This window comes from Thermodesulfomicrobium thermophilum DSM 16697 (assembly GCF_059568695.1).
Genome location: NZ_JCANTW010000013.1, coordinates 220,269 through 245,600, shown reverse-complemented (window position 1 = coordinate 245,600; position 25,332 = coordinate 220,269). Strand labels below are relative to the sequence as shown.

The window sequence follows — 25,332 nt, the reverse complement described above, 5'->3', positions numbered from 1 at the left end:
TTCCAAACGCCCCATGCGTGGGCTCAGACATCCAGGAAGGACCCCTCACCGCAGGTCACAGCAGTCCCCAACGCCCCATGCACGGGCTCAAGCTTCCGGAGCAAAGAATGCGAGGTGGCGCTCCACCAGTTCGGCCGCATGGCGCAGGCTTGTTGGCGAAAAATCTTCGTTTTCGAGGTTCACAGCAAGGAAACTTGCCAGAGGACGGAGGGCGGGAGCAAAGGAGCTCCACGGAAGCGGGGTGGGCGGCGAAGTGGTGGAGAGCCAGCGCACCAGGCGCAGGCTCTCGCGGGCAAGGGCCCGGGCAAGGGCAGGAAAGGCGCTCCACAACTGCTGGCGGATGGCGCGGCAGGAGGCCGCATCGCCCCCAGCGCCCCAGGCAAGCCACAGGGCGCGCCAATAGCGGGACACGAGCTCCCGGGCGCAGGGCTCGGCGCCGCATTGGGGCTCCAGGAGGTACAGCCCCTGCGCGTCCCGGCCCGTTTGGGCAAGCCGCAGCCCCCGCACGCATGGCCACGGCGCGTCCTGCACCGCAGCCGCAGCCACCATGGCCACCTGACGCGGGGTCATGGGGGCGCGGCAGGGCTCGGCCTTCCGCGTGCACGCCCAGCACCCGCGACACGAGCAGGCGGCCTGCAACACCAGATGCCCCGGCTGATACGGCCCGGTATCCCACGGCCATACCGGCCCCAAGCTCACATTGAGGACCCGCAGCCCGGTCCAGGCCGCCACGTGCATGGGGCCGGTATCCGGAGTGATGAGCAGCGCCAGCTCCTGCCCGAAGTAGGCCAGGCGCTCCAGGCTGAAGGCGCCGCAGAGATCGAGCACCGGCCGACGCACCAGCCCACGCACCGCCTCGGCCAGGGGTTTTTCCGCCGGGCCGCCCAATAGCACCGGAGTAAAGCCGAAACGACGCAAGTGGCCGCAGACCCCGGCCCAAAAGACGGCATCCGGTCGCTTGGCCGCAGTGCTCGCCCCGAGAAACAGGCCGATTTTGTCCGAAGGAGGGCGGCGCGGCGCATCCCAGCGGGTGGCCGCCATGCGCTCCATGGGCACGGCGTCCAGGGCGTAGAGATCGGCCCAGTGGAAGCGATTATGCCGGTTGGCGTGCACCAGGCTTGCCCGGTAGCGGTGCCAAAATCCGTGAATGCGCAGCACCCCGTCGCGGCGCACAAGCCCCAGCACCCGCCGGGCAACGATGGCGCCGGCCAAGGCCGCCCCGGATTCGGCATGCCCCAGGTGGAGCACGAGGTGCGCCGGGGTGGCGCGCAGTTCCGCATCGTCTGCAGGGCCCAGGAGCCGCACCCCGGAAGGCATGAGCCCCCGCGCCAAGGCGGCAAATTGCGGCTCCGCGCGCAGCCACAGCGGATGACCGGGGAAAGTGCGCATCAGCCACAAAAGCAGGGGGAAGGAGAGGACCACGTCCCCCAGACGCTGCATCTGAAGGACAACGATGGGATCAGCCATAAGGTTCGAGTGCGACCGACACCACAGGCCCGCAGGCAGCATACGCACTGCCGGGAAGACTCCTGCAGCACCTAGCCGCCATACCACTGCCGCATGGCGGCAACCAACGTGGCAAGCCGCGCGTCGTAGGTGTGTTCCAGAAGCACCCGCTTGCGGGCAGCCTGGATGACGGCCTGACGCGGGATGTCGTGGGAAAGATAGTAGCGCACCAAGTCATCAATCTCTTCTGGGTCGCTGTAGCAGACCACCTCCCGGCCCAAGGCAAAGAGATCTTCCATCTGGCGACGGTAGTCGGTGAGGAGAAAGGCTCCACAGGCCGGCACGTCGAAGACTCGCTGGTTCACTGCCCCTTTCATCTGCAAACTGGTGCAATTGAAGTTCACCCGCACCTGCGGATACAATCCAGGGAGCTCGCTGTAGTAGCTTACCTCGGGATGATAGTGCCAGCCGCGCGCCGGAAGGAGGCGCCGCCATCCCGAGTCCCCCACGATGTGGGGATGAAAGGGCAGGAGCTTGCGCACACATGCATGGCGCCAGTCGCGGGTGGCATGCCAGGTGATGGCGGTCTCCAGGGCGAGCTGACTCTCCGTGGAAAGCGCTTCCATTTGGGTCAGGATGTCTGGATGGTGGGCCGCCACATAGGCCCGCACCGTACGGATGGGGCTTTGGACAAAACCTTCCGCCACCTGAGAAATGCAGGATGTAAGCTCCCGAGGAAGGATCCCCTGACGAGTGCGTGTCTTGTGCGCCATGGAGTTGCCCACAAAGGCCACGTCCAGGCGGGGAGCCCCCTGGGGCACAAAACGGGTGGGATCTGTTCCCAGCGGCAGGTAGCGCACATGCGCAAAGCCCATGGCGCGCAGGCCCTCCACCGTGTCCGCATCCCAGGTAAAAAGGGCCACCCACGGAGAGATCGCACTGCGGTAAAGGCCAATGATGAGATGCGGATCGTCCACGAACCACGAAGCCAGAGGGAGCTCCAGCCGGGCCAAGAGATCCGTGAGCACCCCTTCCCGGTCCACGCCCAAGTGATTGACGGTGAGGGCGAAATGGGGCCGAAACTCCACCACGGCCTGCAAAATAGCCTCTACGAACTCCTGCCTTCCCACCTCTTGGCTGGGGAGATCCACCACCCGCACCGCGTACCCCAGGCGGGCGCAGGCGGCCACAAGCTCGCCGTGGAGAAAATAGGCGCTCGCCACCAAAAGGATGCGTGGCCTGCCCTCCTCAAGGCGCGGGGCCCGGGCGCGCTGCCAAAAGCGTGTGTTGCGGCTTGCGGCCAACTGCTCGGCCAAGGTGCGGTAAAAAACAGGATCGAGGCGAGCGTAGAGCGGATGCACGATGGGCACCAGGGGCAGGCCTCCCAAATCCATCTGCCAGCGCGTCAAGGCCGCAAGCACGGCCTCGAGGTCCGCATGCCGGCACCACAAGACCTCGTGCGGAAGGCGGATACCCAAGGCTTCGGCAAGCCCAGCTTCCTTATCCACCACCGCCACCGGCAGTCCCATGCGCAAGGCAGCGGCAACGCCCGCCCCCAGTCCCGCGCCCAAGAAGACCACGGCCTCGCCCTTCTGGGGCCGCGCCGCGGCCAACAGATCTTCCTCCAAGGCAGGCCCCCGGCGGCCATTCATGCGCCAGCGCTTGCCCGCCACCTCCACCACAGCGTCCACGAGCGCGCCGTCTTTTCCGCGCACGGGCCAGACCTGCATGGGCTACCAGGCCCCCTTTTCTGCAGCGCGGTGGAAATAGAATTCCACCCGCCGGTTGGTGGCGCGATTGGCCTCCGAGGTATTGGGCATTAAAGGCCGGGTATCGGCATACCCCACTGCCTTGAGGCGCGAAGGCGCGATATGGCCACGGGTGATGATGTAGTTGAGAGCCGCCGCAGCCCGGGCCGCGGACAGTTCCCAGTAGGAGCCAAAGCCCCCCAGGGGCTCGGAGTCGTCGGTATGCCCGCGCACCACCACATCGAAATTGAAGTTGACGAGGATGGTGATGACCTCTTCAAGCACGCGGGAAGCTTCCGGCTTGAGCTTCGCCGATCCTGGGGCGAACAGGGCGCCGCTTCCCACCCGCACCAAGACACCTTTGTCGTCAGGGGTCACCTGGGCCTGCTTGGCGAGCTCCTGATCCTCCTGAAACATGGCGGAGATCTGCAGCGAAAGCTGCATGATCTTGCGCGACTCGCTGTCGAGCTTCACCTCCTCGCGCTCGTATCTCGAGGGAGAATAGGCCACATACGTATCCATAGGACGATCCGTCTGCACACCAAAGGCATCCCGAATGGAGCCCATCATATCCTTGAACTTTTGGAGGTCCATGTTGGCAAAGGAAAGGAGCAGGATGAAAAACGTCAACAGCAAGGACATGAGGTCCCCAAAGGTGGCCAGCCATTCGGGCAAGCCGTCGGGGCACACGCACTCCGGACATTTCTTGGGGGCTTCCTCGGACATCACTTACTCCCTTCGCGCAAGGCCGGGGCCAGAAATGCCTCCAGTTTATCCTGAATGATTCTCGGGTTTTCCCCGCGCAGCACCGACAAGATGCCTTCTACGGCGATCTCCATGTAGAAAGCCTCGGCCGCGGAACGCTCGCCCAGCTTGGTGGCGATGGGGATGAAAAGGACGTTGGCGAGCACCGCGCCGTAGAGGGTAGTGAGCAAGGCCACGGCCATGGCCGGACCAATGGCCGAAGGGTCATCCAATGTCTGCAGCATGGCCACCAGACCGATAAGAGTGCCGATCATCCCAAAGGCCGGGGCCATGGAGCCCATGCTCTTGAGAATGGCCTGCCCCGAGCCGTGGCGCTGGCGCATGAAATTGATCTCCGTCTCCAGTACCGAACGCACGAGACTCTCCTGGGTACCGTCCGCCACGAGGAGCACTCCTTTCTTGAGAAAAGGATCATCCACGCTGGCCTTCTCCAGGGCCACCAGGCTTTCCCGCCGGGCAAGTTCCGCCAGTTCCACGATCTTCTTGATGAGATCTTTGGGATTCGGATCCTTGGCAAAAAAGGCCTTGAGCATGACCTTCACCATACCCAATACCGCGCCCATGGGGTACATGATGAAGGTCACGGCCACAGTGCCACCGAAGACGATGAGCACCGACGGGATGTCTACGTAGGCCCCAATGCTCCCCCCCATGAAGATGGAGCCCAAAATCAGACCAAAAGCTGCAACAATGCCTATAAGGGTTCCGATATCCATAGGTCACCTTATGGTGCTCTTGTTTACTCTTTCTTGCCGAGGGCAGGACTGCGCACGACAATCTCGTCGTCAGCCAACTCGAAGCGCACGTTGCGCAAAAAATCATTCACCTGCAGCCGGGCGGTGCCAATGGAGATGGTGATCCCAGGCCGCACCTCGCCGGGCGCCACCACCACAGCGCGGGCAAAAAAGCGCTCGTGGAGCCGCTCGCGCATGCCTACCACCTTGTTCTGCAACGCGCGCATCTTGCGCTCCACAGTGGCCAGGCGCGGGGCGTACTCCGCGGCATAGGTGGAATTTTTTGCCATTTCCCGCTGCAACTCTTTGCTCATCGGCCCCAAGCGGGCAAGTTCCCGCTCCAAGCGCTCCACCTCGCCCATGAGTTCGGCATCGAAGCCAAGTACCAACTCCGTGGGGGTGCCCAGCCCGCCGCCCAGTTGCCCGCCCACAAACACCACCGCCTGGCAGCAGATGCGGCCGCCCACCAACCGGTCGCGCACCGCCAGCTTGCGCTGACAAAACACCTGGGCATGCATGCAGACCTTGTCCACCAGGATGGAGTCCCCGGCCCAGAGGGTCGCGTTCTCACAAAATCCCACGCGAATGTTTTTGCCGGCCCGAAGCACCCCGGCGCCGCGCACCCCGCCATCCACCTGCAGGTTGCCGCCGGCCTGCACGGTGGCCGCCTCCACTCCCTCCTGCACCCGCACGTCCCGGCCCACGAGCTCAAAACCGGAACGCACCGATCCATGGACGATGACATCCCCCACAAAATGAACGTTGCCCGTGCGCACGCCCACGTCCTGGCGCACGTTGAGCACCCGCTTCACATGGATGAGGCCGCCGTCATAAAAGACGTAGCCATTGGCCGAGGCCAAAAGCTGCAGGGGATTTTGGGGGTGTACCGCACAGTTGCGACCCATGGGGAAACGGGGTTCGGCAAACACCGCCTGCGGCGGCAAGGCGCGCGCCGCTTCTTCGGAGATGGGCACCATCTCCGCCAGCACCTGGCCCTCGATGACGTTCTGCACGTACCCCATATTCTGATGATCCACCGAGCCGTCCTCACGCTGGCGGGGCTTCAAGTTCAGATAGTCGAAATCGGGATCGAAATGGTGTTTGAGAAAATAGGGCATGGGCTAGTCCACGAGGTTGGCATCCACATCGTCCTGGTCGTCGGCTATGCAAAAAAAGTGCAGCATGTTCACAAGCGCCAAGGTCTTGCGCAGCTGCGGCCGCAGACGAAAGAGGATGAGCTTCTGCCCGGATTGGGAGCAGCGGTTGTTGAGGATGACGAAAAAGCCGATGCCAGAACTATCGAGAAAGTCCACTCCCTCCAGATCGAAAATGAGCGTCTTCCAGTTGGGGGCGGCAAACACCGTCTCCATGCGGACCTTGAGGTCCTCCACCACGTCAAAAGTGATTTCTCCGTCATAGCGCACCCACACCTCGGTGCCTTTGGTCTCTACATGCAATTCTGGCATGCGCCCTCCCATCGTTTCTCCAGTGTCAGTACATTGGCACCCTCCATGCGACCGTAGTGTACACGGTCCATGAGAGTGTGGATCAGAAAAAGCCCACGCCCTGAAGAGGAAGTTTCTTCCGGCAGTCCCCATCGCTCCGGCGGGTCAAAGGGGCGGCCGTAGTCCACCACCTGAAAGCGCACCAAGCTCCCAGGGGCCACCGCCACCCGCAACTCGAGGACGCCACCTCCCTCGCCGTAGGCATAGCGGACCACGTTGGCGCACGCCTCCACCACGGCGAGCTCCACGGCGTCCCGCATCTCCGGCGGCATCTCCGCAGCCCATTCCACCGCCTGACGGACTACCTGACGCACCTGGGCCGGCGCCGCCTCGACGCGGAAGACCACACTGCGCCAGGTCGGGTCCGTCTCCACCCAAAGGGCGGTTACGTCATCGGTGAACACCGGCGGCATCTCGCCCGCTTCTTCCAGCCGGTGCATCAAGGCGTCCAGATACACGGTGGGCTCACAGATCGCCTCGGCGGCCAACGCCACAAACCGGTCCACCCCCAGCTGCTCGCCGGAGGCCATCTCCCACTCATACAGGCCGTCGGTGTAGAGCAAAAGGCCCGATCCCGGCGGAAATGCCCGCTCCTCAACGCGAAATTCCAAGGGGAAAAACCCCAGCATGGGAGTGGACGCCGCCAGGGGTTCCACCTGCGTGCCCACACGTAAAAGCCCCGGACAATGCCCGGCGCTGGCAAAACGCAGCCGCCCCAGTGCCGGGTCCACGTCCGCCAGAAAGATGGTCACAAAATCCGATTCATCCCCCACGGTTTCCAAAAGCTGGGTGTTGGTGGTGGCAAGGAGATACTCGATGCTCGCTCCACGGGCCGTGCCTGCGCGCACCACCGTACGCACCATGGCCATGATAAAGGCCGCCCGGGCCCCGTGACCGGACACGTCCGCCACCACCACCCGCACGCCGCCCGAAGGCAGAGACAAACAATCGTAATAGTCTCCACTGGCCAAACCAGAAGGCTGGTAGAGGTGCCGCACCCGAAACCCCGGCACTTCCTGCGCCAAGGACGGCACGAGCTTTTTCTGCAAATCCGCCACAGTGCGCATCTGCGCTTCGATGCGCATGTAGGCCTGCTCCAGTTGCTGCGTCATGCGGATGTGGCGCAAGCCCACCTCCATGCGGGCGCGAAAGACCTCGCGGTAAAAGGGAAGACGCAGACAATCATTGGCCCCGGCGTGGAGCAAGGCGAACTCCCCCGCCGGTGAGAGATCCCAGAACAACACCACGATGAACGTACGGCTGTCGTTGGCCTGCCCCCGGATGTATTCCACCACCTGCCGGGCATCACAAGAGCCCAGCCGCTCGCCGATCACCACGATATCGAAGCGCTCTTCCAGGTAGGCATCCAAGGCGTCAAACCCGTCCTGGGCCTCCGAGAGGACAAAACGCGCGTCCAAGGCGTGGCGCACCAAACGGCGCAGCACCGGATCCTGGTCCACCACCATGACCCGCACGGGTTCGTGCAACCCGGCCGACGCCTGTGCCATGACGTTTACTCCCGGTACTCGGCCTCAGAGCCGGTGTTTTCCGCCACACTCACCCGCACCAGGCGCACCCCGGAGTCTTTCAGGCGCACGGCGAGGCGGCGAAAGATATACTCCGCCAGACGCTCGGAGGAAGGACTCACGCCGGCAAACTCCGGCAGCGCGTTGACATGGGTATGATCCAACTGCCCTGTCACCGCGGCCAGATGCCCTTTGAGCTCCTTGAAGTCCATGAGCATACCTGTCTTGGAATCCAGCACACAGCCCTCCACCTCCACCTCCACGGCAAAGTTGTGACCATGCAGGGCCTCACACGGCCCGCCGTAATGCAGAATCTGGTGCGCCGCGGCAAACCCACCGCGCACCCGCAGCCGCCATACCCCCATCACTGCCCTCCTCGCCAGCACTCGATGTCGCGCCAAAATTGCGGCCCCGCAGCCACGGTGACCCCCGGCCCGCATTGCAGCTGGCAGACGAATTCCGGAGCCACCACCTCCAACACCACCGGCGCAGGGCCCGTGTGGCGGGAAAAGACCTGGGCGAGCCCATCCCAGTCCACGACGTCCGCCAAAGGGACCTCCACCCGCACCGGCTGCGCACTCTCGGCCACGGCCGCGCGCAAAGGCCGCATGTCCCGAGTTACGAGTTTGACACGCACCACCTGGCCATTGTCATCCGTCTCCATGCGCCCCACCTCGGCCTCCACCAGCACGGGCTCCTCTGCGGCAAGCACCTCCCGACACGCGGCAAAGACGTCGCTGAAAAGCACCATCTCGCCGGAGCCGGAAAGGTCTTCCACCTCGGCAAAAGCCATGCGATCCCCCCGCTTGGTGGTGATGGCCTTGAGTCCCGTGACCAGCACGGCTACGCGCACCGCCGTACCTTCCCCAAGTTCCGCGCACGCGGCAAGGGGTGTCAGGTCCATGCGCCGCAGTTCCTCCCGGTACGGCTCCAGGGGGTGCCCCATGAGGTAGAACCCCAAGGCCTCCTTTTCCATACGCAGCTTTTCCGTATCATCAAGGATGCGGACCTCGCCTTCTATGGGGACATCCGCGCCAATGCCGGTCAGGCGGCACGTGGAGGCATCCGCCATGGCCGCAAAGGAGAGCTGGCCGGAGCGCTTGCGCTTGGCCTGCCGCTGGGCCATGGCCATGACCGGCTCCACCGCTGCGAGCAGCAGCCCCCGATGGCAGCCAAAGGTGTCCATGGCCCCGGCCTTGATGAGGGCTTCGAGCACTTTTTTGTTGGCCTTCCGCAAATCCACCCGGCAGCAAAAATCCAGCAGGCTGGCAAATGGGCCGTGGGCGTCCCGTTCCGCCACCATACCCTGCACCGCGGCCTCGCCCACCCCTTTGATGCCCGAGAGCCCATAGCGCACGGCTCCGTCTTCCACCGTGAACTCATAGCGGCTCTGATTCACGTCCGGCGGCAGGATGGTGAGCCCCATGTCGCGGCAGGCGTTCACATGCGCCAAGACCTTATCAGAGTTGGAGACCTCGGAGGTAATGGTGGCGGCCATGAACTCGGCCGGAAAATGTGCTTTGAGATACGCCGTCTGGTAGGAAATGAGGGCGTAGGCGGCGCTATGGGCCTTGTTGAAGCCGTAACCGGCGAACTTTTCCATGAGGTCGAAGATCCAGCCTGCGGCCTCTTCGCTGATGCCGTTTTCTCGAGCGCCGGAGAGGAACCGCGAGCGCTGCTTGGCCATTTCTTCGGGGTTCTTCTTGCCCATGGCCCGGCGCAGGATGTCGCCCTCGCCCATGGAGTAGTTGGCCAGTTCCGAGGCGATCTTCATGACCTGTTCCTGGTAGAGGATCACCCCGTAGGTGTCTTCCAGGATGGGGTGCAGGCGGGGCGCAAGCTCAGGATAGGCGTATTCGATGGGCTTGCGGCCGTGCTTGCGGTCGATGAAGTCGTCCACCATGCCGCTTTCCAGCGGTCCCGGACGATAGAGGGCGAGCAAAGCGATGATGTCCTCGAAGCACGAAGGCTTGAGGCTGCGGAGCACCCGGCGCATGCCTTCGGATTCCAGCTGGAACACACCGTCGGTCTCCCCCCGACACAAAAGCTCGTACGTCGCCGCATCGTCCAGAGGCAAGGTCTCCAAATCCGGTGGAGTCCCGCCCCCGTGGGCGATGAGGCGCAGCGCATCGTGGATCACGGTCAGGGTCTTGAGGCCCAAGAAATCGAACTTGATGAGCCCCACCATCTCCACTTTCTTCATGTCGAACTGGGTGACCACTTCGCCGTTCTTGCCCACATGCAGGGGGAGATACTCCACCATGGGTTCGCGGGAGATGACGATGCCCGCCGCATGCTGGGACGGGTGTCGGGCAAGGCCCTCCAGGCGGCGGGAAATATGGAAGAGCTTGGCAAAGACCGGGTCGTTTTCCACCAAGGCCCGAAGCTCCGGCTCCTGCTCCAGGGCCTTGTCCAAGGTCATCTTGAGGTCATCGGGGATGAGTTTCGCCACCCGGTCGGCGTCCTTGAGCGGAATCCCGAGCACCCGGGCCACATCCCGCACCACGCCTTTGGCCTTCATGGTGCCAAAGGCCACGATCTGCGCCACCCGATCCGCGCCGTATTTTTCCGTCACATACCGAATGACCTCGTCGCGGCGATTGTAGCAGAAATCCACGTCGATATCCGGCAGGGACGCCCGCTCGGCATTGAGAAAACGCTCGAAATAGAGCCGGTACCGAATGGGATCGAGGTCGGTGATGCGCAGGGCGTAGGCCACCAGGGACCCGGCCGCGGAACCACGGCCCGGACCCACCGGAATACCCTGGCTTTTGGCCCAGTTGATGAAGTCCTGCACAATGAGGAAATACGGGGCGAAGCCTTTTTCCGTGATGACCGCCAGCTCATGCTCCAAGCGGTCTCGATATTCCTGGGGATCCACCGCATACGGGAGCTGACGCAGCCGTACTTCCAGACCTTCGCGGGCCAGGCGCTGGAACTCGTCCTCCATGGAACAGCCGTCCGGCACAGCGTAGGCCGGAAAGTGATGCCGACCGAGATCGAACTCCACCTGGCAGAGGTCCGCAATACGGGCGGCGTTTTCCAAGGCCTCGGGCACGTGGGCAAAGGCCGCTTCCATCTCCTCCGGTGGACGAAAGTAAAACGTGTTGGACGAAAAGCGCAGCCGGCCGGGGGTGTCCACGGTCTTGCCCGTGCCGATGCACAGCAAAGCGTCATGGGCCTCGAAATCTTCCCGCTCCAGGTAATGGCAGTCATTGGTGGCCACCAGCGGCAGCCCAAGGATCTGGGCAGCTTCCAAGAGCCGGGCATTGGCCTCCTCCTGCTCCGGAAGTCCGTTTTCTTGGAGCTCCAGATACAAGCGCCCCGGAAAAATGGCCGCGTACTGCCGCGCCACCTCGAGACCAGCGTCCATGCCCACCTGGGTGAGGGTCCACGGAATCTCGCCCTTGATGCAGGCGGACAAGGCAATGAGCCCCTCAGCATGGCGCTTGAGACACTCCTTGTCCACACGCGGCTTGTAGTAAAACCCCTCCAAGAACCCTGCGGAGACCAACCTGACCAGATTGTGGTACCCCACGAGATTTTGCGCCAACAGCACCAGGTGAAAACGGTTTTTATCACTGCGATCGTGCATGTTTCCGGTCACATACACTTCACAGCCGATAATCGGTCGGATACCGTGCTTCTTGGCTTCCAAGTAAAACGGCAATGCCGCAAAAAGATTGCCGTGATCCGTCACGGCGGCGGCCTCCATGCCATAATCCACCGCCCGGGCGCAGAGGTCGCGCAAGCGGATGGCGCCGTCCAGCAGGCTGTATTCCGTGTGGCAATGGAGATGGGCAAATGTATTCATACCAAAAAATACCACGGGCGGCCCCAGGCACACCGGGAGCCGCCCTGGATTTGTCGCGGATCAGAGCAACGCGGCCACCTTGGCGGTGAGCCGTACCAATTGGTGGGTGAAACCCGCTTCGTTGTCGTACCAGACGATGACCTTCACCATGGTGCCGTCCATGACTGCGGTGCATAGGCCGTCCACCACCCCGCCGTAAGGGCTGCCCACATAGTCCACCGAGACCAAAGGCAGTTCCGTATAGCCCATGGGACCGCCTTCCGGGCCGGCGGCCGCGGCCTTGAGGGCCGCATTGACCTCGGCTGCGGTGGTGGGCCGTTCCACTTCGGCCACCAGGTCCACCAACGAGACATTGGGCGTCGGGACGCGCACGGCCATGCCGTCGAGCTTGCCCGCAAGCTCCGGAATCACCAGGGTCACCGCCCGAGCCGCACCCGTGGTGGTGGGCAGGATGTTCATGGCCCCAGCCCGAGCCCGGCGCAAATCCTTGTGCGTGCCGTCCAGAATGCGCTGGCTCATGGTGTAGGAATGGATGGTGGTCATGAGGGCGTGCTTGATGCCAAAGGTGGCGTGCAGAACCTTGGCCACCGGCGCCAGACAATTGGTGGTGCACGAGGCGTTGGAGATGATGCGGTGCTCGGCGGCGAGCGATTCGTCATTGACGCCCACAACCACCGTGACGTCCGGATTTTTGGCCGGCGCCGACACGATCACCTTCTTGGCTCCGCAGGCCAGATGGCGCTCACAGCTCTCGCGATCGGTGAACTTGCCCGTACTCTCCACCACGATATCCGCCCCCACGGAGGCCCAGTCCCAGGCATCCGGGGCATTGCGGGTCACCCGCACCAGCCGGCCGTTGATGGCGAACCCATCCTCGGTGGCCGTCACTTCGCCCGGAAAGATCCCGTGCACGGAATCATACTTGAGCAGATGCGCCAAGGAGGCGTTGTCTCCCCGCGCATTGACGGCCACCAGTTCCAAATCTTCCCGGCCAGCAAGGACGCGGGCCATGTAGCGTCCGATACGACCAAATCCATTGAGAGCGACTCGCACGCCCATCTCTCTTCTCCTTATGCGTCGATTTTATTGCTCGAACCCAAGACGTTGCGGATTTTATGCCGCACCATATCCCGCACCGCGTCCCGTGCCACGCTCAAGTACTGCCGCGGATCGAAGTGGTCCGGATGCTCGGCGAGATACTTGCGGATGGTGGCGGTCATGGCCAAACGGATATCGGTATCGATATTGATCTTGCACACCGCCATGCCGGCGGCCTTGCGCAACAGCTCTTCCGGCACCCCGCGGGCGCCGCCGATCTGCGCGCCGTACGTATTGGCCATGGCCACGAACTCCTGAGGCACCGAGGATGCGCCGTGGAGCACGATGGGAAAGCCCGGCAAAAGTTTGCCCACCTTCTCCAGGCGATCGAAATCCAAACGGGCCTCACCGGCAAACTTGTAGGCCCCGTGACTGGTGCCGATAGCGATGGCCAAGGAATCGCACCCGGTGCGTTCCACGAATTCCGCCGCCTGGTCCGGGTCCGTATAGACGTTTTCCGCGGAATGGACCTCGTCTTCCACGCCTGCCAGGCGGCCCAGCTCCGCCTCCACCCATACCCCGCGGTCATGGGCGTACTCCACCACCTTCCGGGTCACGGCGATGTTTTCCTCGTACGGCAAATGCGAGCCGTCGATCATCACCGACGAAAATCCCCCGTCGATGACCTCTTTACAGATCTCGAAATTCTGTCCGTGGTCCAGGTGGAGGACCACCGGCAAATCCACGGTGGTCAAGGCTGCTTCCACCAATTTGATGATGTACGCCTGGCCGGCATACTTGCGAGCTCCTGCCGACACTTGCAGGATCAGGGGGGATTTTTCCGCGGCACCCGCCTCCATGATACCTTGGACGATTTCCATGTTGTTGACGTTGAACCCGCCGACGGCAAAACCTTCGGCGTAGGCCCGCTCAAACATCGCTTTCGGTGTGGTCAGGGGCATGGGATCCTCCTTGCTCGGGTTGATGAAGGGTATCTCGCAGGACGTTCAAAAACGCCCAATGGGTGAGGTCAAAAGTAAGCGGCGTCAACGTGATACAGCCCTGGGAGAGCAAAGCCCGGTCCGTACCTGGCTGTACCAATTCCTCGGGAATGACTCCTCCGAGCCAATAATACGGCCGACCGCGGGGATCGGCCCGCTCGATGTACCAGTCCCGGTAGGTGGCGCTGGTTTGCGGACACACCTCGATGCGGGGCGGATAGGGCAACGGCCCGGCGGGAAAGTTGAGGTTGAGCACCGTCAGCGGCGGCAGCGACGCCCAGGGAAAGTCCTCCACGAACGAGACGGTGCACATGGCTTGGGCGGAAAGGTCCCGGGGGCGGAAGTCGTCCACGGATACGGCCAAAGCGCGGATCCCGGCCAAGGCCCCTTCCGTGGCCGCAGAAACCGTGCCGGAATAGAGCACGTCCACGCCCACGTTGGCGCCGGCATTGATGCCCGAGATCACCAGGTCCGGCCGCCGCACAAGCACGTGGTGCACCGCCAATTTGACACAATCAGCCGGAGTGCCCACCACTCCCAAGCCCTCGAAGCCCACCTCCCGCACTTCCACCACGCGCAGGGGAGAAAACAAAGTAATGGCATGGCCCACGGCGCTCTGCTCGGTTACGGGCGCCACGACGCGCACGTTGTGGCCGGCATCGAGCAAGGCGCGGTACAGGGCGCGCAGCCCTACGGCATTGATGCCGTCGTCGTTGGTGAGAAGAATGTCCATTGTGTGGCAATATCCGGATAGCGTTTCCTCGCCCGTGTAGAGCCCAGCTCCACGGCCTTGAGATTGAGTTCCACGATCTTGGCGGGCAACACCGCTGGCAGCGTCGCCTTCACCGCCTTCAAGGAAAGCATGGGCAGCACGTGCACCAACGCTCCCAAGCATACGATGTTCATGGCCTGCGCGTTCCCCAGCTTTTCCCGGGCAAGGGCGGTGAAGGGGAGCGCGCAAAATCGGTTGGTGGGCGGCTGCGGCACCAGGTCGGCATCCACCAAGAGAAGCCCTTCGCCCTTGAGATCCCGATAATACAGGTTGCAGGCTTCCTGGCTCAAGGCCACCAGAAGGTCCAGATTCACCGGTTTGGGATAGCTGATGGGACGGGAACTCACCACCACGTCGGCGCGGCTCGCTCCGCCTCGCGCCTCCGGACCGTAACTTTGCGTCTGGGCCACATGGTAGCCATGCTCCAAGGCCAGGGCCTGGCCAAGGATGCGCCCCAGGGTCAAAATACCCTGGCCGCCCAGGCCGGAGAGCCGAATTTCAAAACGATCTATTGGGATTGCTGGCATGACGTCTTCTCCTGCACGCGGGAACACGCGGCATAGTAGCGTTCTTCAAGGCCCGGCTGGGGGGCGTCTCGAAACACGCCGATGGGAAACGACTGCGCCCGCTGGTCTTCAGGCAATGAGTCCCAACGCTCCCGCTTCACCGCCCGCTCCTTGTACCAGCGGTACATCTCTACCGCAGTCTTGAACCCGTTTTTGCGGCCGTACTGCGTGGGGCAGGGGGTGCGCACCTCCACCAAGCAGAAGCCCGGCCGGGTGAGTGCCTCTTCCAGGAGCTTTCCCAAAAGCAGGGCATGCATGGCCGTGGCCCGGGCCACATACCCCGCGCCGCAGGCAAGACCCAGGTCCACCACGTCGAAGGAGCGCTCCAATTGCCCCAACGGCGTGGTCGTGGACATGGAGCCCGTGGGCGACGCCGGCGACGCCTGGCCGCCCGTCATCCCATAGATGGAGTTATTGAGCACCAAAGCGGTGATACCGATGTTGCGGCGGGCGGCATGGATGAAATGGTTGCCGCCGATGGCCAAGGCATCGCCATCGCCCATGATGGCGATGACCTTGAGCTTCGGGTTGGCCATCTTGATGCCTGTGGCCACGGTGAGGGCCCGGCCATGGCAGGTGTGCACCGTGTTGAAATCCACGTACACCGCCACCCGGCCCGAGCAGCCGATGCCCGCCACCAGGACCACGTCGTCCTTGGAGAGTCCCAGGGAGTGGATGCTGCGGATCAAGGCGCCGAGCACGATACCATGCCCGCAGCCGGCGCAGAGCACGTGCGGAAACTTCTTGTTGTGGCGCAAGTAATCGTGAATGAGCTCGGTAATGGCCGCCATGTCAGCCTCGCAGCAGAGGTTTGAGGATTTCCTGGGGGGTGATGATCTGGCCATCGATGCGGTTCACGGTACGGACGGCGGCCAGACCGTTGTTCACCCGTTTTACTTCGCGTGAAATCTGCCCCATGTTCATCTCCGGGACCACCACCCGAGGACAGGTGCGCAGCACCGCCTCCACCGCAGGGCGCGGAAAAGGAAACAGGGTCTTCAGATGGAGGAGCCCCGCCCGCACGCCCTGTTCCCGGGCCAGATCCACGGCCAAACGCGCCGAGCGGGCCACACACCCGTAAGCCACCACCGCCACCTCGGCGTCGTCGCACAAGTAGGACTCCGTAAGCTGGATGTCGTAGAAGAACTGGTCGATCTTGCGGAACTGCCGGGAAATGAGGGCCTGGACTTCGTCGGGGCGCGAGGTGGGGAACCCGTTGCGGTCATGGGTAAGCCCCGTGACGTGGTACCGGTATCCGGAGCCCATGGCCGGCATGGGCGGCACCCCGCGCAGGCCGTCTTCGTAGGGGACATACCATTCCGGCGGCATGGACGGCGCCACCCGGGAAAGGATCTCCACCTCTCCTGCTTCCGGTATCACCAGCCGCTCGCGGGTATGGGCCGTCACCTCGTCGAGGAGCAGGATCACCGGAGTGCGGTACTTTTCGGCGAAGTTGAAGGCCGTTACAGTCATTTCCAAGCATTCCTGAACGTTACTTGCCGAGAGCACGATGATGGAGTGATCCCCGTGCGTCCCCCAGCGGGCCTGCTGCACGTCCCCTTGGGCCGGGCTCGTCGGGAGCCCCGTACTGGGCCCCCCGCGCATGACATTGACGATGACCAGCGGCGCCTCCACCATGCAGGCGTAGCCGATATGCTCCTGCATAAGGGAAAACCCCGGCCCCGAGGTGGCGGTCATGGCCTTGCGCCCGGCCAAAGACGCGCCAATGGCCGCGCCCAGGCTCGCGATCTCGTCTTCCATCTGGATGAAGACCCCATCCGGGACGTATGGCAACCGGGCGGCCATGCCCTCGGCGATCTCCGTGGACGGGGTGATGGGATAGCCGGCGTAGAACGTACACCCCGACAACAGCGCCCCTTCCACCACGGCGTCGTTGCCCTGGGCGAAGAGTTCCTTACGACTGCGTTTCTTGCTCGCCATGCTCGGGCTCCTTGTGCGCCTCGTGTCCTGCGTGCTCGGTTTCCTTGGACGCCTCAGCCCCCTTTAGGGCCCCCTCCGGGCGAGGCGTCACGGACACCGCGAAATCCGGACAATGGAGTTCACAAAATCCACAATCCATACACAATGCTTCCTTGGCCACCACGGCCTTGCCCTGAGGCCCCATGGCGAACACCCCGGCCGGACAAAAGGCCACGCAAATGCCGCAGCCCTTGCACCAGTCCGGATAGATGCGCACCCGGGTCCGCCCCCGTCCTCGCTTGCCAGCCATCCACGCCTCCCGCGGCCAGTTCGGCTCGCCATTGCGGCTTGCCAGTTGCAAAGTTTTGGGCAAAAAAACACACGATTCGTTGCGCTGTTACCAGCCCATGCGGATTCACTCTCACCTATGCCAGACACCGAGGATTGGCAACTTCCATGACTATCAAGCAAACCTATCTCAGCGACCTTGCCCCAGGCGACCTCGTGGCGGACCTCTTCGCCGTGACCGCGGCCCAGCGCCGGGAGGCCAAAAACGGCCGCTATTGGCAGATCACCCTCATGGACAAAACCGGCCAGATGGAGGCCCGCATCTGGGCGCCCACCAGCCTCAGCGTCGCGGACATACCCCGCGGAGCCATCGCCAAGGTAGAGGGCGCAGTCACGTCGTACAACGGCCAGGCGCAAATCAATATTACTACATTCCGCCTCGTGGACCCGGCCTCCGTGGACCTTGCGGACTTCATGGCCGTGAGCGCCACCCCGGCCGCAGAACTCCTTGCCCAGGTAGAAGCGCTCTTGGAATCCGGCCTCACCTACGCCCCGTGGCGCACACTCTGCGCCATGGTACTCACGGACCCGGAAATCCGCACGGCGCTGATCCAGGCCCCAGGAGCCAAAAAAGTACACCACGCCTACGTCGGGGGGCTCTTGGAGCACACCCTGGCGGTCATGCGTCTGACGCAATCCATCGCCGCCCTCTACCCTGAGGCGGACCAGGAGATCCTGCTGGTGGCCACCCTCTTCCATGACCTGGGCAAGGCCTTTGAGATCAGCGCGGGCCTGGACCGAGAGTACACCGATGCCGGCCGACTCATCGGCCATTTGGTGTTGGGCATGGAGATCCTCGACCGATTCCTCGCCCAGGTCCCCGAACTCCCCGAGGGACTTGCCCTGCATCTGCGGCACCTGGTGGTGAGCCACCACGGGCAGCCGGAATTCGGCACCCCCCGAGAGCCCATGACCGTGGAGGCCTTCATCCTCCACTTCGCCGACAACCTGGACGCCAAGATCGCCACCACCCGGGCGGCCCTGGCAGGCTGCCCCCCGTTGTCCTGGTCGGAGCGCATCCCGGCGCTGGGCCGGGCCGTGTTCGAACCCCTGCGCACCCCGCGCCCCGCATCCGCCGCTACCGCGCCTGCGAACGACACGGCGCAGGCGTGAGGCTTCTGCGATCACCCCGCCTCATCACCCCAGGAGATCCCCCATGTTTCTTACCCTCGAAGGCATGGAAGGCTGCGGAAAAACCACCCAACAGCGGCTGCTGGCCGAGTATTTCATCCGTCACGGCCACGACGTGCTCACCACCCGTGAGCCCGGAGGAAGCCGCCTGGGCACGGAACTGCGGCGGCTGTTGCTGGACCCTGCGGCCACGGACATCACCCGCGAGGCCGAACTCTTTCTCTACCTTGCCGACCGCGCCCAGCATGTGGCCACCGTCATCCGTCCGGCCCTGGATGCGGGCCGACTGGTGCTCTGCGACCGGTTCGCGGACTCCACCATCGTCTACCAGGGCTACGGCCGCGGCATGACTCCGGCCCGGCTGGCGGAACTCTGCGACCTGGCTGTGGGCGGCCTCTGGCCCGATGTGACCATCGTCCTCGACGTGGACCCCGAAACCGGGCTGCGCCGGGCGCTGGCCCGCAACCTCACCACCGGAGCTACGGACGAAGGCCGATTCGAGGCCGAGGCCCTCGCCTTCCACGCCCGCGTGCGGGAGGGGTACCTCACTTGGGCGGCCCTCAACCGTGCGCGCATCGCCGTGGTGGACGCCACAGGGACGCCGGAAACGGTATTCGACGCCATCCTGCGCGTGCTGGAAGAGCGCGGCCATGTCTAGCCGCCCTCCGGTCACGGGACTTGTGCTCACCAAAGACGGCGAGCGCCACCTGGAAGCCTGCCTGCGCTCCCTGGCGTTCTGCGACGAAATCCTGGTGGTGGACTCCGAGAGCACCGACCGCACCCGGGACATCGCCGCGACCTGCGGGGCGCGGGTGCTGGTGCGCCCCTGGACAGGCCCGGCGGACCAATTCCGCTTTGCCTTTGCCCAGATCCACACCCCGTGGGTGGTATCCCTAGATCAGGACGAGATCCTCTCGCCTGCGCTGCAAGCGTCCATCCAGGCGGCCCTCGCCGACCCGGGCGACGCCGTGGCCTTTCTCTGTCCGCGGGCGTCCTTCTATTTCGACCGATTCTTGCGCCATAGCGGCTGGTACCCGGACCTCCTGCCCCGGGTCTTTCTCCTGGAAAAGACCGAGGTCCACGTCTGCCCACCGCACTATGGATTCCGCCCCCACGGCCCCACCCGGCGTCTTGCAGGCGACATCCTCCACTACCCCTATGCCAACCTGGCCCAGCACGTGGAAAAAATGAACGCCTACACCCAAATCGCGGCCCAAGACCTGGTGCGCCAGGGAAAACGCCCCTCGGTGCTCACGGCACTGGCCCATGGACTTGCCCGCTTTGCCAAGATATATGTGCTGCGTGCGGGCTTTCTCGACGGCCGCGCGGGTTTCGTGCTGGCGGTCAACGGCTTTTTCTACGCCTTCCACAAATACCTCCGCGCCACGGAACTTGCCCTCCACACCCACAGCACCTCCTAAACCTGCGGAGCCGACCATGTTCCTCGTCGTCACCCTCCTTGGCCTTGCGCTCACCGCCCTGTCCGCCGAGGCCCACGACCTTTCCACCCAGGTCACGGTGTACGGCGCCGACCACGCCCTCATCCGCCACCTACGCCGCGTGGAACTCCCCCAAGGCGAAAGCACGGTCACCTTCCCCGGGGTGGCGGCCACCCTTGACCTTTCCTCCGTCACCGTGCGCTCGAGTACCGATCCGAGCACCGTAACCGCCACCGACACCCGTTTCCACCCCGGGATCACCACCCCGGCAAATCTTCTCAACGCCCTCAAAGGCCATACCCTACGCGTACTCCTGCCCGACCCCACCACTCCGGAGCGCACCGTCTCCCGGGAAGCGGTGCTGCTTGCCGCCACCATCCCGCCCATCTTCCAGATGGAAGACGGCATCTACATCGGCGAGCACCGCGGCATCCACATCCCGCAGGAAAACTCCCTCGTCCTCGCCCCCACCCTCACCTGGCAGGCCAAAAACCTCGGCCCCAACCACCACGACATAGAGGTTCTCTACCTGGCGAGCGGCATGCGCTGGGCCATGGACTACAGCCTCTATCTCCACCACGACGGCACTACCGGAGAGCTCACGGGGCAGGCCACCATCACCAACAATGCGGGACTGGACCTCACCGGGGCGCAGCTGCGCCTGGTGGCCGGCGATGTGGACTTCGACGAAGGCGCTCCTCGCAACTACCTCGCCGCCCCTATGATGGCCCGGGAAGATGCACCACGAATCCAACGGGAAGAGATTTCCAGCGGCCACATGTACACCCTGCCGCAGCCCGTGGACATCGCCGCCAACGAGACCGTGCAGGTCCCGCTCATCGCCGCGCGCACCATCCAGGTGGAGCCGTATCTCGCCGCGGCGAGCGACGCCATGCCCCAACGCTGGTCCGGCGCCACCACGACCACCCACCCCCGGACCATGCTCCGTCTGCACAACCGTGCCGCAAGCGGCCTCGGCATCCCCCTACCGCAAGGGACGGTGCGCGTATACGGAAAGACGGAAAGCGGTCCCGTACTCCTTGGCGAAAACACCATCGGCCACACTCCTGTGGACACCGAGGCCCGACTGCGCCTGGGAGAGTCTTTCGACGTCGTCATCGAGCGGCGTATGCTCGACTACCAAGAGCTCGGCCGCAACGCCGCCCGCTGCACCTGGGAACTTCGCATCCACAACGCCAAAAGCACCCCGCAGCGGCTGGAGCTTTCCGAACGCTTCCATGGAGACTGGACCATCCAAGGCCCGTCCCATCCCTTTGTCCAACAAGACAGCCGCACGGCCCTCCTTGACCTCACCCTTGCGCCCACCCCAACCGATGCCCCGGTGGTGGTGCGGTACACCGTCGAAGCCCGGTGGTAGGAGCACACGATGCAATCTCTGCGAGAACTCTACCGTATCGGCATGGGCCCATCCAGCAGCCACACCATGGGCCCACGCCGGGCAGCGGAAATTTTTCGGCAAAAACACCCCGACGCCGTCCGCGTACGCGTCACCCTGCATGGAAGCCTCGCCGCCACCGGCAAAGGCCACTTGACGGACCAGGCCATCCTCCAAGGCCTTACGCCGCTGCAGGCGGAAATCCTCTGGGATCCCGAGCCGCTGCCCTTTCATCCCAACGGCATGACCTTCGAAGCCCTCTCGGCGCAGAACGCCCCCACGGCAACCTGGACGGTGTTCAGCATCGGCGGCGGAGAACTCCGCGAGCCTGGCGGCAACGCGGCGTCTGCGCCGTCCATCTATCCCATGCGCCACATGGCCACGATCCTGGCCTGGGCGCAGGACTCCGGCCGACCATTGTGGGCCCTGGTGGATGAGGTGGAACCGGACGTCTGGGATCACCTTGCCGCAGTGTGGCGCACCATGCGCGCCGCCATCAGCGAAGGCAGCAAGGCCGAAGGCGTGCTCCCCGGAGGGCTCAAGCTGCAGCGCAAGGCCAGGTCCGTGCTCGCCCGCACCAAAAGCCTGCGGGGAAGCATGCGACGCACGGCCCTGCTCACCGCCTACGCCCTGGCGGTGGCGGAGCACAACGCCGCAGGCGGCATGGTGGCCACCGCCCCCACTTGCGGGTCCTGCGGGGTGATGCCCGCCGTGCTCACCTACCTCCACAAAGACATGGACTTGGACGAAACCGACATCCTCCGGGCCTTGGCCACGGCAGGACTGGTGGGCAATATCGTCAAGACCAACGCCTCCATCGCCGGGGCGGAGGTGGGCTGCCAGGGGGAAGTGGGCGTGGCCTGCGCCATGGCGGCCGCAGCAGCGGCGCAGATCCTCGGCGGCTCTCCCGCCCAGGTGGAATACGCTGCGGAAATGGGCCTGGAGCACCATTTGGGCCTCACCTGCGATCCTATTCTGGGTTTGGTGCAGGTCCCCTGCATCGAACGGAACGCCTTTGCCGCCATCCGCGCCCTGTCCGCCGCGGAGTATGCCCTGCTCACCGACGGCCGCCATCTCATCAGCTTTGATCAGGTGGTGGAGGCCATGCAGCAGACCGGCCACGACCTTCCTTCCCTGTACCGGGAGACTGCGCAAGGAGGATTGGCCCGAGTATTCCTGCGCCCTGAGAAAGCTGCAGGACTGCCGCGTTCCCACGGCGATTGACCCGGACAGACACTGCGCCTACAGTTGCCTTTCCTGCCCGGGTGGTGGAACGGTAGACACCAGGGACTTAAAATCCCTTGGCTTTCGGGCCGTGCGGGTTCAAATCCCGCCCCGGGCACCAATCACCGCCACGCGTATCTGCCATGGTGCCGTGCCTCGTCTTCGCATGATGGACTTTTCTCGTCTGGTGGCGTAATACCCGCACATGCTGTTTGGCGTGCGCATTCCTCTGTGCTGGAGGATCTGGTGGCACCATCCGGGATGGGTGTGGACGCGGGTGCTCCTCACCCTGGTCGGCCTCGCGTGGATTCTGGTGCGCGGGGCGGAACACGTAGGCTACACTTGGCAATGGAGTCGGCTCTGGCCGTACGTGCTTCGTACCCAAGACGGCCTCGCCCCGGGCCCCCTCCTCCTCGGCCTTGCCCAAACCATCCAGGTAAGCCTGTGGGGACTTGGCGGCATGGCCCTGGTGGCCCCGAGCCTCGCGATCATGCGGCTTTCGGCCTCGCCCGTTGCCCGTGCCGTCTCCCGGGTGGTGTTGGAAGCGGTGCGCAACACCCCGCTCATCGTCCAAATCTTCTTTCTCTACTTCGTCGCCGCCCCGATCCTTGGTATCGACCGCCTGGCCACTGCGGTCACGGCCCTGGCCCTGTTCGAGGGAGCGTACGCCTCGGAAATCCTACGCGCCGGCATCCTGGCCGTGCCTCAAGGGCAATGGGAAGCCGGGCGCAGCCTGGGCCTGTCCTCGTGGCACCTGTGGGCCCGGATCATCCTGCCCCAAGCCGTGCGCACGGTGCTTCCGGCCTTGGTGAACCAAGGGGTCTCCCTCATCAAGGACTCCGCCCTGGTGTCCACCATCGCGGTCTACGACCTCACCATGCGCGCCGGGGCCGTGGTGGCGGAGACGTTTCTCGTCTTCGAAACCTGGTTTTTCGTCGCCGGCATGTACCTGGTGCTCACGGGAACCCTCTCGTGGGTCGCCTCCCGCATGCACGGCTCCTCATCCCTCAACCCGCTTCCTGGAGGTTGTCATGCGCCACCGTGTGCTCCCCTTGCTGCTTCTTGCCATGGTCCTTTTGGGTTTCGCCGCGCCAGGCCTGGCGCAAAACACCCTGGATGAGGTCGTCCGCCGCGGGGTGCTTCGGGTCGGATTCGATACCTTCGTGCCCTGGGCCATGAAGGACAAAAACGGCGAGTACATGGGCTTTGAGATCGACGTGGCCCGCAAGCTGGCCGAAGACATGGGGGTGCAGGTGGAATTCGTACCCACCAAGTGGTCGGGCATCATCCCGGCGCTGCTGGCCGGCAAGTTCGACATCATCATCGGCGGCATGGGCATCACCCCGGCACGCAACCTCAAAGTCAACTTCAGTGCCCCTTACGAGTTCTCCGGCATGTCCATCGTGGCCAATGCCCAAACCGCACCGCGCAAAACGAGCATCGACGCTTTCAACACCCCGGAAACCGTCATTGCAGTGAAAACCGGCGCCACCTCCGTGGCCGCGGTGCAGAAGTTCATGCCCAAAGCCACCATGCGCATGTTCGACGACGAAGCTCAGGCCCTCCAAGAGGTGCTCACCGGCCGCGCCCACGCCATGGTGGCTTCAGCGCCCTTCCCCGAGCATCAGGCAGTACGCCACAAGGACCGCCTCTACCTGCCCCTTGCGGGCCAGACCTTCACCCGCGAACCCATCGGCTTCGCCGTGCCCAAAGGCGACCACGACTTCCTCAATTTCCTCAACAACTGGATCACCATCCAGCAAACCCAAGGCTGGTTGGAAGAACGCTACACCTACTGGTTCCGCACCCTGGATTGGCAGTCGCGCCTCCAATGAAAAAGACGCCCAGGCCACGGCGACGGCTGTGGCCTGACTTTCTCCTCCTCCTCGTCCTTGCCGCCGCCGGGGCAGGGATCGCGCTGCGCGCCCGACACCAGGTGCCCTACGATTGGGATTGGAAGGCCCTTGCGCCCTATCTCGTACGCACCGAGCCCGCGCTTGCCCCGGGGCTGCTTCTTCAAGGGGTCGCCCAAACCCTGCGCCTTTCCTTCTGGGGCGGACTGATCGCCATAGTCCTTGGCGCCGTGGGCGGGCTGTGCCGGGTGAGCCACTGGCCGTATCTGCGCGCCCTCTCGGCGTGCCTCATCCACGGCATCCGCAATATCCCGCCGCTGGTGCTCGTCTTTCTCGGCTATTTCTTCCTCGCAGACCAGATCCCGTTTCTCAGCCACCTGCACAGCGCCGCCCGCACCACCACCGGCAATGTTCGGAGCCTGTTGGAATTTGCCTTCGGCCCCGTGAGTCAGATGCACGCCCTGTGGTCCGCAGCGTGCATCCTGGGCCTCATGGAAGGGGCCTACGTGGCCGAAATCGTGCGCGCCGGCATCCAATCCATTGGCCGCGGGCAATGGGACGCCGGCTCTGCCCTCGGGCTCTCCCAAGGCCAAATCCTGCGCCACGTGATCCTGCCTCAGGCGCTGCGGGTCATGGTGCCCCCGCTGGCAGGCCAAGGCATCTCCACAGTCAAGGACTCCGCCATCATGGCCGTCATTTCCATCCAGGAGCTCACCTTTCAAGGCATGCAGCTCATGGCCACCACCTACCGCACCTTCGAGGTCTGGATCACCGTGGCAGTCATCTACTTCCTCCTCACCGCCATTTTGTCCGCCTTGGCCCAAATCGTGGAAACCCGCATCGCCCAGCGGCAGGAACCGTCTGGAACCAGGCAATAAAAATATCCCCTGTGTGGGCGAGTTGGGACGGCGCCAGCGGCAGCCTGCGTGAGCCAGACGCCGCACCGCCCCAACGCCTCAAGGTTGTGTCATGGGCCGCCCGCGCAGCGGGCCCTGGACGGAAATACCCGCGCGAGGAAATAGCGGCGGCGGGCGTGATGGTCCCGTGTCTTGCGGAATCCTGGATCAACATGGGCGGGCCTTCCGCCCCTTCCCCGTGTTCGGCGA

Annotated in this window: 24 protein-coding genes and 1 tRNA gene; 9 read left to right on the top strand and 16 right to left on the bottom strand. The window is 64.1% G+C overall.

Features of this window, described 5'->3' with window-relative positions; genetic code table 11:
* Positions 1–87: 87 nt before the first annotated feature.
* From BR00_RS06935 to BR00_RS06860, 16 genes are all read right to left on the bottom strand, one after another.
* Complete coding sequence (locus BR00_RS06935) at positions 88–1,467, bottom strand: glycosyltransferase family 9 protein (protein ID WP_496476860.1); 1,380 nt, start codon at positions 1,465–1,467, stop codon at positions 88–90.
* Positions 1,468–1,538: 71 nt separating this feature from the next.
* On the bottom strand, positions 1,539–3,176 hold the full coding sequence (locus tag BR00_RS06930; RefSeq protein ID WP_496476859.1) for a CgeB family protein: 1,638 nt from the start codon (positions 3,174–3,176) through the stop codon (positions 1,539–1,541).
* Positions 3,177–3,179: 3 nt separating this feature from the next.
* Positions 3,180–3,920 carry a flagellar motor protein MotB gene (locus BR00_RS06925; protein WP_496476858.1) on the bottom strand — a complete coding sequence of 247 codons (741 nt, stop codon included), beginning with the start codon at positions 3,918–3,920 and terminating at the stop codon, positions 3,180–3,182.
* A complete protein-coding gene (locus tag BR00_RS06920; RefSeq protein WP_496476857.1) occupies positions 3,920–4,675 on the bottom strand; it encodes a motility protein A in 756 nt (251 codons plus the stop codon). Before BR00_RS06920 ends, BR00_RS06925 begins: the two co-directional genes overlap by 1 nt.
* A gap of 23 nt (positions 4,676–4,698) precedes the next feature.
* Complete coding sequence (locus BR00_RS06915; protein ID WP_496476856.1) at positions 4,699–5,811, bottom strand: FapA family protein; 1,113 nt, start codon at positions 5,809–5,811, stop codon at positions 4,699–4,701.
* Between the two features lie 3 nt (positions 5,812–5,814).
* Entirely contained in the window at positions 5,815–6,159 is a 345-nt protein-coding gene (locus BR00_RS06910; protein WP_496476855.1) for an STAS domain-containing protein, read from the bottom strand.
* A complete protein-coding gene (locus tag BR00_RS06905; RefSeq protein ID WP_496476854.1) occupies positions 6,141–7,706 on the bottom strand; it encodes an ATP-binding SpoIIE family protein phosphatase in 1,566 nt (521 codons plus the stop codon). The genes BR00_RS06910 and BR00_RS06905 overlap by 19 nt, the downstream gene beginning before the upstream one ends.
* A 5-nt stretch (positions 7,707–7,711) precedes the next feature.
* The gene (locus BR00_RS06900; RefSeq protein WP_496476853.1) at positions 7,712–8,089 is read right to left on the bottom strand and encodes a 6-pyruvoyl trahydropterin synthase family protein; all 378 of its coding nucleotides are present in this window, start codon (positions 8,087–8,089) and stop codon (positions 7,712–7,714) included.
* On the bottom strand, positions 8,089–11,538 hold the full coding sequence (gene dnaE, locus BR00_RS06895; protein WP_496476852.1) for a DNA polymerase III subunit alpha: 3,450 nt from the start codon (positions 11,536–11,538) through the stop codon (positions 8,089–8,091). Before dnaE ends, BR00_RS06900 begins: the two co-directional genes overlap by 1 nt.
* Before the next feature lie 60 nt (positions 11,539–11,598).
* Complete coding sequence (gene gap / locus BR00_RS06890; RefSeq protein WP_496476851.1) at positions 11,599–12,597, bottom strand: type I glyceraldehyde-3-phosphate dehydrogenase; 999 nt, start codon at positions 12,595–12,597, stop codon at positions 11,599–11,601.
* An 11-nt stretch (positions 12,598–12,608) separates the two neighbouring features.
* A complete protein-coding gene (gene fba / locus BR00_RS06885; protein ID WP_496476850.1) occupies positions 12,609–13,538 on the bottom strand; it encodes a class II fructose-1,6-bisphosphate aldolase in 930 nt (309 codons plus the stop codon).
* Positions 13,507–14,310 (bottom strand): 5'/3'-nucleotidase SurE, encoded by an 804-nt coding sequence (gene surE / locus BR00_RS06880; RefSeq protein ID WP_496476849.1) that lies wholly within the window; start codon positions 14,308–14,310, stop codon positions 13,507–13,509. Before surE ends, fba begins: the two co-directional genes overlap by 32 nt.
* Entirely contained in the window at positions 14,268–14,876 is a 609-nt protein-coding gene (locus BR00_RS06875) for a 2-oxoacid:acceptor oxidoreductase family protein (protein ID WP_496476848.1), read from the bottom strand. Before BR00_RS06875 ends, surE begins: the two co-directional genes overlap by 43 nt.
* On the bottom strand, positions 14,858–15,706 hold the full coding sequence (locus tag BR00_RS06870) for a 2-oxoacid:ferredoxin oxidoreductase subunit beta (protein WP_496476847.1): 849 nt from the start codon (positions 15,704–15,706) through the stop codon (positions 14,858–14,860). The genes BR00_RS06875 and BR00_RS06870 overlap by 19 nt, the downstream gene beginning before the upstream one ends.
* A 1-nt stretch (position 15,707) precedes the next feature.
* Complete coding sequence (locus tag BR00_RS06865) at positions 15,708–16,856, bottom strand: 2-oxoacid:acceptor oxidoreductase subunit alpha (protein WP_496476846.1); 1,149 nt, start codon at positions 16,854–16,856, stop codon at positions 15,708–15,710.
* Entirely contained in the window at positions 16,831–17,145 is a 315-nt protein-coding gene (locus tag BR00_RS06860; protein WP_496476845.1) for a 4Fe-4S dicluster domain-containing protein, read from the bottom strand. The genes BR00_RS06865 and BR00_RS06860 overlap by 26 nt, the downstream gene beginning before the upstream one ends.
* Positions 17,146–17,291: 146 nt before the next feature.
* Between BR00_RS06860 and BR00_RS06855 the strand changes: the two genes are divergently transcribed.
* The 9 genes from BR00_RS06855 to BR00_RS06815 all read left to right on the top strand — a co-directional run bounded on the left by BR00_RS06855 (position 17,292) and on the right by BR00_RS06815 (position 25,104).
* Positions 17,292–18,296 (top strand): 3'-5' exoribonuclease YhaM family protein, encoded by a 1,005-nt coding sequence (locus BR00_RS06855; RefSeq protein WP_496476844.1) that lies wholly within the window; start codon positions 17,292–17,294, stop codon positions 18,294–18,296.
* A gap of 43 nt (positions 18,297–18,339) precedes the next feature.
* Positions 18,340–18,972, top strand: coding sequence for a dTMP kinase (gene tmk, locus BR00_RS06850; protein ID WP_496476843.1), 633 nt, complete (start codon positions 18,340–18,342; stop codon positions 18,970–18,972).
* Positions 18,965–19,735 (top strand): glycosyltransferase family 2 protein, encoded by a 771-nt coding sequence (locus BR00_RS06845; RefSeq protein ID WP_496476842.1) that lies wholly within the window; start codon positions 18,965–18,967, stop codon positions 19,733–19,735. The genes tmk and BR00_RS06845 overlap by 8 nt, the downstream gene beginning before the upstream one ends.
* A 16-nt stretch (positions 19,736–19,751) precedes the next feature.
* Entirely contained in the window at positions 19,752–21,131 is a 1,380-nt protein-coding gene (locus BR00_RS06840) for a DUF4139 domain-containing protein (RefSeq protein WP_496476841.1), read from the top strand.
* A 9-nt stretch (positions 21,132–21,140) separates the two neighbouring features.
* Positions 21,141–22,373, top strand: a complete 1,233-nt coding sequence (locus BR00_RS06835) for an L-serine ammonia-lyase, iron-sulfur-dependent, subunit alpha (protein WP_496476840.1) — start codon at positions 21,141–21,143, stop codon at positions 22,371–22,373.
* A gap of 35 nt (positions 22,374–22,408) precedes the next feature.
* A tRNA-Leu gene (locus BR00_RS06830) sits at positions 22,409–22,494 on the top strand.
* A gap of 84 nt (positions 22,495–22,578) precedes the next feature.
* Positions 22,579–23,493: an amino acid ABC transporter permease gene (locus BR00_RS06825; protein WP_496476839.1), complete on the top strand. Its 915-nt coding sequence runs from the start codon at positions 22,579–22,581 to the stop codon at positions 23,491–23,493.
* Positions 23,405–24,208 carry a transporter substrate-binding domain-containing protein gene (locus tag BR00_RS06820; RefSeq protein WP_496476838.1) on the top strand — a complete coding sequence of 268 codons (804 nt, stop codon included), beginning with the start codon at positions 23,405–23,407 and terminating at the stop codon, positions 24,206–24,208. Before BR00_RS06825 ends, BR00_RS06820 begins: the two co-directional genes overlap by 89 nt.
* Entirely contained in the window at positions 24,205–25,104 is a 900-nt protein-coding gene (locus tag BR00_RS06815; RefSeq protein ID WP_496476837.1) for an amino acid ABC transporter permease, read from the top strand. The genes BR00_RS06820 and BR00_RS06815 overlap by 4 nt, the downstream gene beginning before the upstream one ends.
* Positions 25,105–25,332 lie beyond the last annotated feature (228 nt).

Bases quoted from the DNA above. Each gene is read 5' to 3' on its own strand.
- BR00_RS06920 (WP_496476857.1), bottom strand. From the start codon at position 4,675: ATGGATATCGGAACCCTTATAGGCATTGTTGCAGCTTTTGGTCTGATT.
- surE (WP_496476849.1), bottom strand. From the start codon at position 14,310: ATGGACATTCTTCTCACCAACGACGACGGCATCAATGCCGTAGGGCTG.
- BR00_RS06905 (WP_496476854.1), bottom strand. From the start codon at position 7,706: ATGGCACAGGCGTCGGCCGGGTTGCACGAACCCGTGCGGGTCATGGTG.
- BR00_RS06835 (WP_496476840.1), top strand. From the start codon at position 21,141: ATGCAATCTCTGCGAGAACTCTACCGTATCGGCATGGGCCCATCCAGC.
- BR00_RS06840 (WP_496476841.1), top strand. From the start codon at position 19,752: ATGTTCCTCGTCGTCACCCTCCTTGGCCTTGCGCTCACCGCCCTGTCC.
- BR00_RS06825 (WP_496476839.1), top strand. From the start codon at position 22,579: ATGCTGTTTGGCGTGCGCATTCCTCTGTGCTGGAGGATCTGGTGGCAC.
- BR00_RS06900 (WP_496476853.1), bottom strand. From the start codon at position 8,089: ATGGGGGTATGGCGGCTGCGGGTGCGCGGTGGGTTTGCCGCGGCGCAC.
- BR00_RS06910 (WP_496476855.1), bottom strand. From the start codon at position 6,159: ATGCCAGAATTGCATGTAGAGACCAAAGGCACCGAGGTGTGGGTGCGC.
- BR00_RS06820 (WP_496476838.1), top strand. From the start codon at position 23,405: ATGCGCCACCGTGTGCTCCCCTTGCTGCTTCTTGCCATGGTCCTTTTG.
- BR00_RS06845 (WP_496476842.1), top strand. From the start codon at position 18,965: ATGTCTAGCCGCCCTCCGGTCACGGGACTTGTGCTCACCAAAGACGGC.
- BR00_RS06860 (WP_496476845.1), bottom strand. From the start codon at position 17,145: ATGGCTGGCAAGCGAGGACGGGGGCGGACCCGGGTGCGCATCTATCCG.
- tmk (WP_496476843.1), top strand. From the start codon at position 18,340: ATGTTTCTTACCCTCGAAGGCATGGAAGGCTGCGGAAAAACCACCCAA.
- BR00_RS06875 (WP_496476848.1), bottom strand. From the start codon at position 14,876: ATGCCAGCAATCCCAATAGATCGTTTTGAAATTCGGCTCTCCGGCCTG.
- BR00_RS06925 (WP_496476858.1), bottom strand. From the start codon at position 3,920: ATGTCCGAGGAAGCCCCCAAGAAATGTCCGGAGTGCGTGTGCCCCGAC.
- dnaE (WP_496476852.1), bottom strand. From the start codon at position 11,538: ATGAATACATTTGCCCATCTCCATTGCCACACGGAATACAGCCTGCTG.
- BR00_RS06865 (WP_496476846.1), bottom strand. From the start codon at position 16,856: ATGGCGAGCAAGAAACGCAGTCGTAAGGAACTCTTCGCCCAGGGCAAC.
- BR00_RS06870 (WP_496476847.1), bottom strand. From the start codon at position 15,706: ATGGCGGCCATTACCGAGCTCATTCACGATTACTTGCGCCACAACAAG.
- BR00_RS06815 (WP_496476837.1), top strand. From the start codon at position 24,205: ATGAAAAAGACGCCCAGGCCACGGCGACGGCTGTGGCCTGACTTTCTC.
- fba (WP_496476850.1), bottom strand. From the start codon at position 13,538: ATGCCCCTGACCACACCGAAAGCGATGTTTGAGCGGGCCTACGCCGAA.
- BR00_RS06915 (WP_496476856.1), bottom strand. From the start codon at position 5,811: ATGCCCTATTTTCTCAAACACCATTTCGATCCCGATTTCGACTATCTG.
- gap (WP_496476851.1), bottom strand. From the start codon at position 12,597: ATGGGCGTGCGAGTCGCTCTCAATGGATTTGGTCGTATCGGACGCTAC.
- BR00_RS06930 (WP_496476859.1), bottom strand. From the start codon at position 3,176: ATGCAGGTCTGGCCCGTGCGCGGAAAAGACGGCGCGCTCGTGGACGCT.
- BR00_RS06855 (WP_496476844.1), top strand. From the start codon at position 17,292: ATGACTATCAAGCAAACCTATCTCAGCGACCTTGCCCCAGGCGACCTC.
- BR00_RS06935 (WP_496476860.1), bottom strand. From the start codon at position 1,467: ATGGCTGATCCCATCGTTGTCCTTCAGATGCAGCGTCTGGGGGACGTG.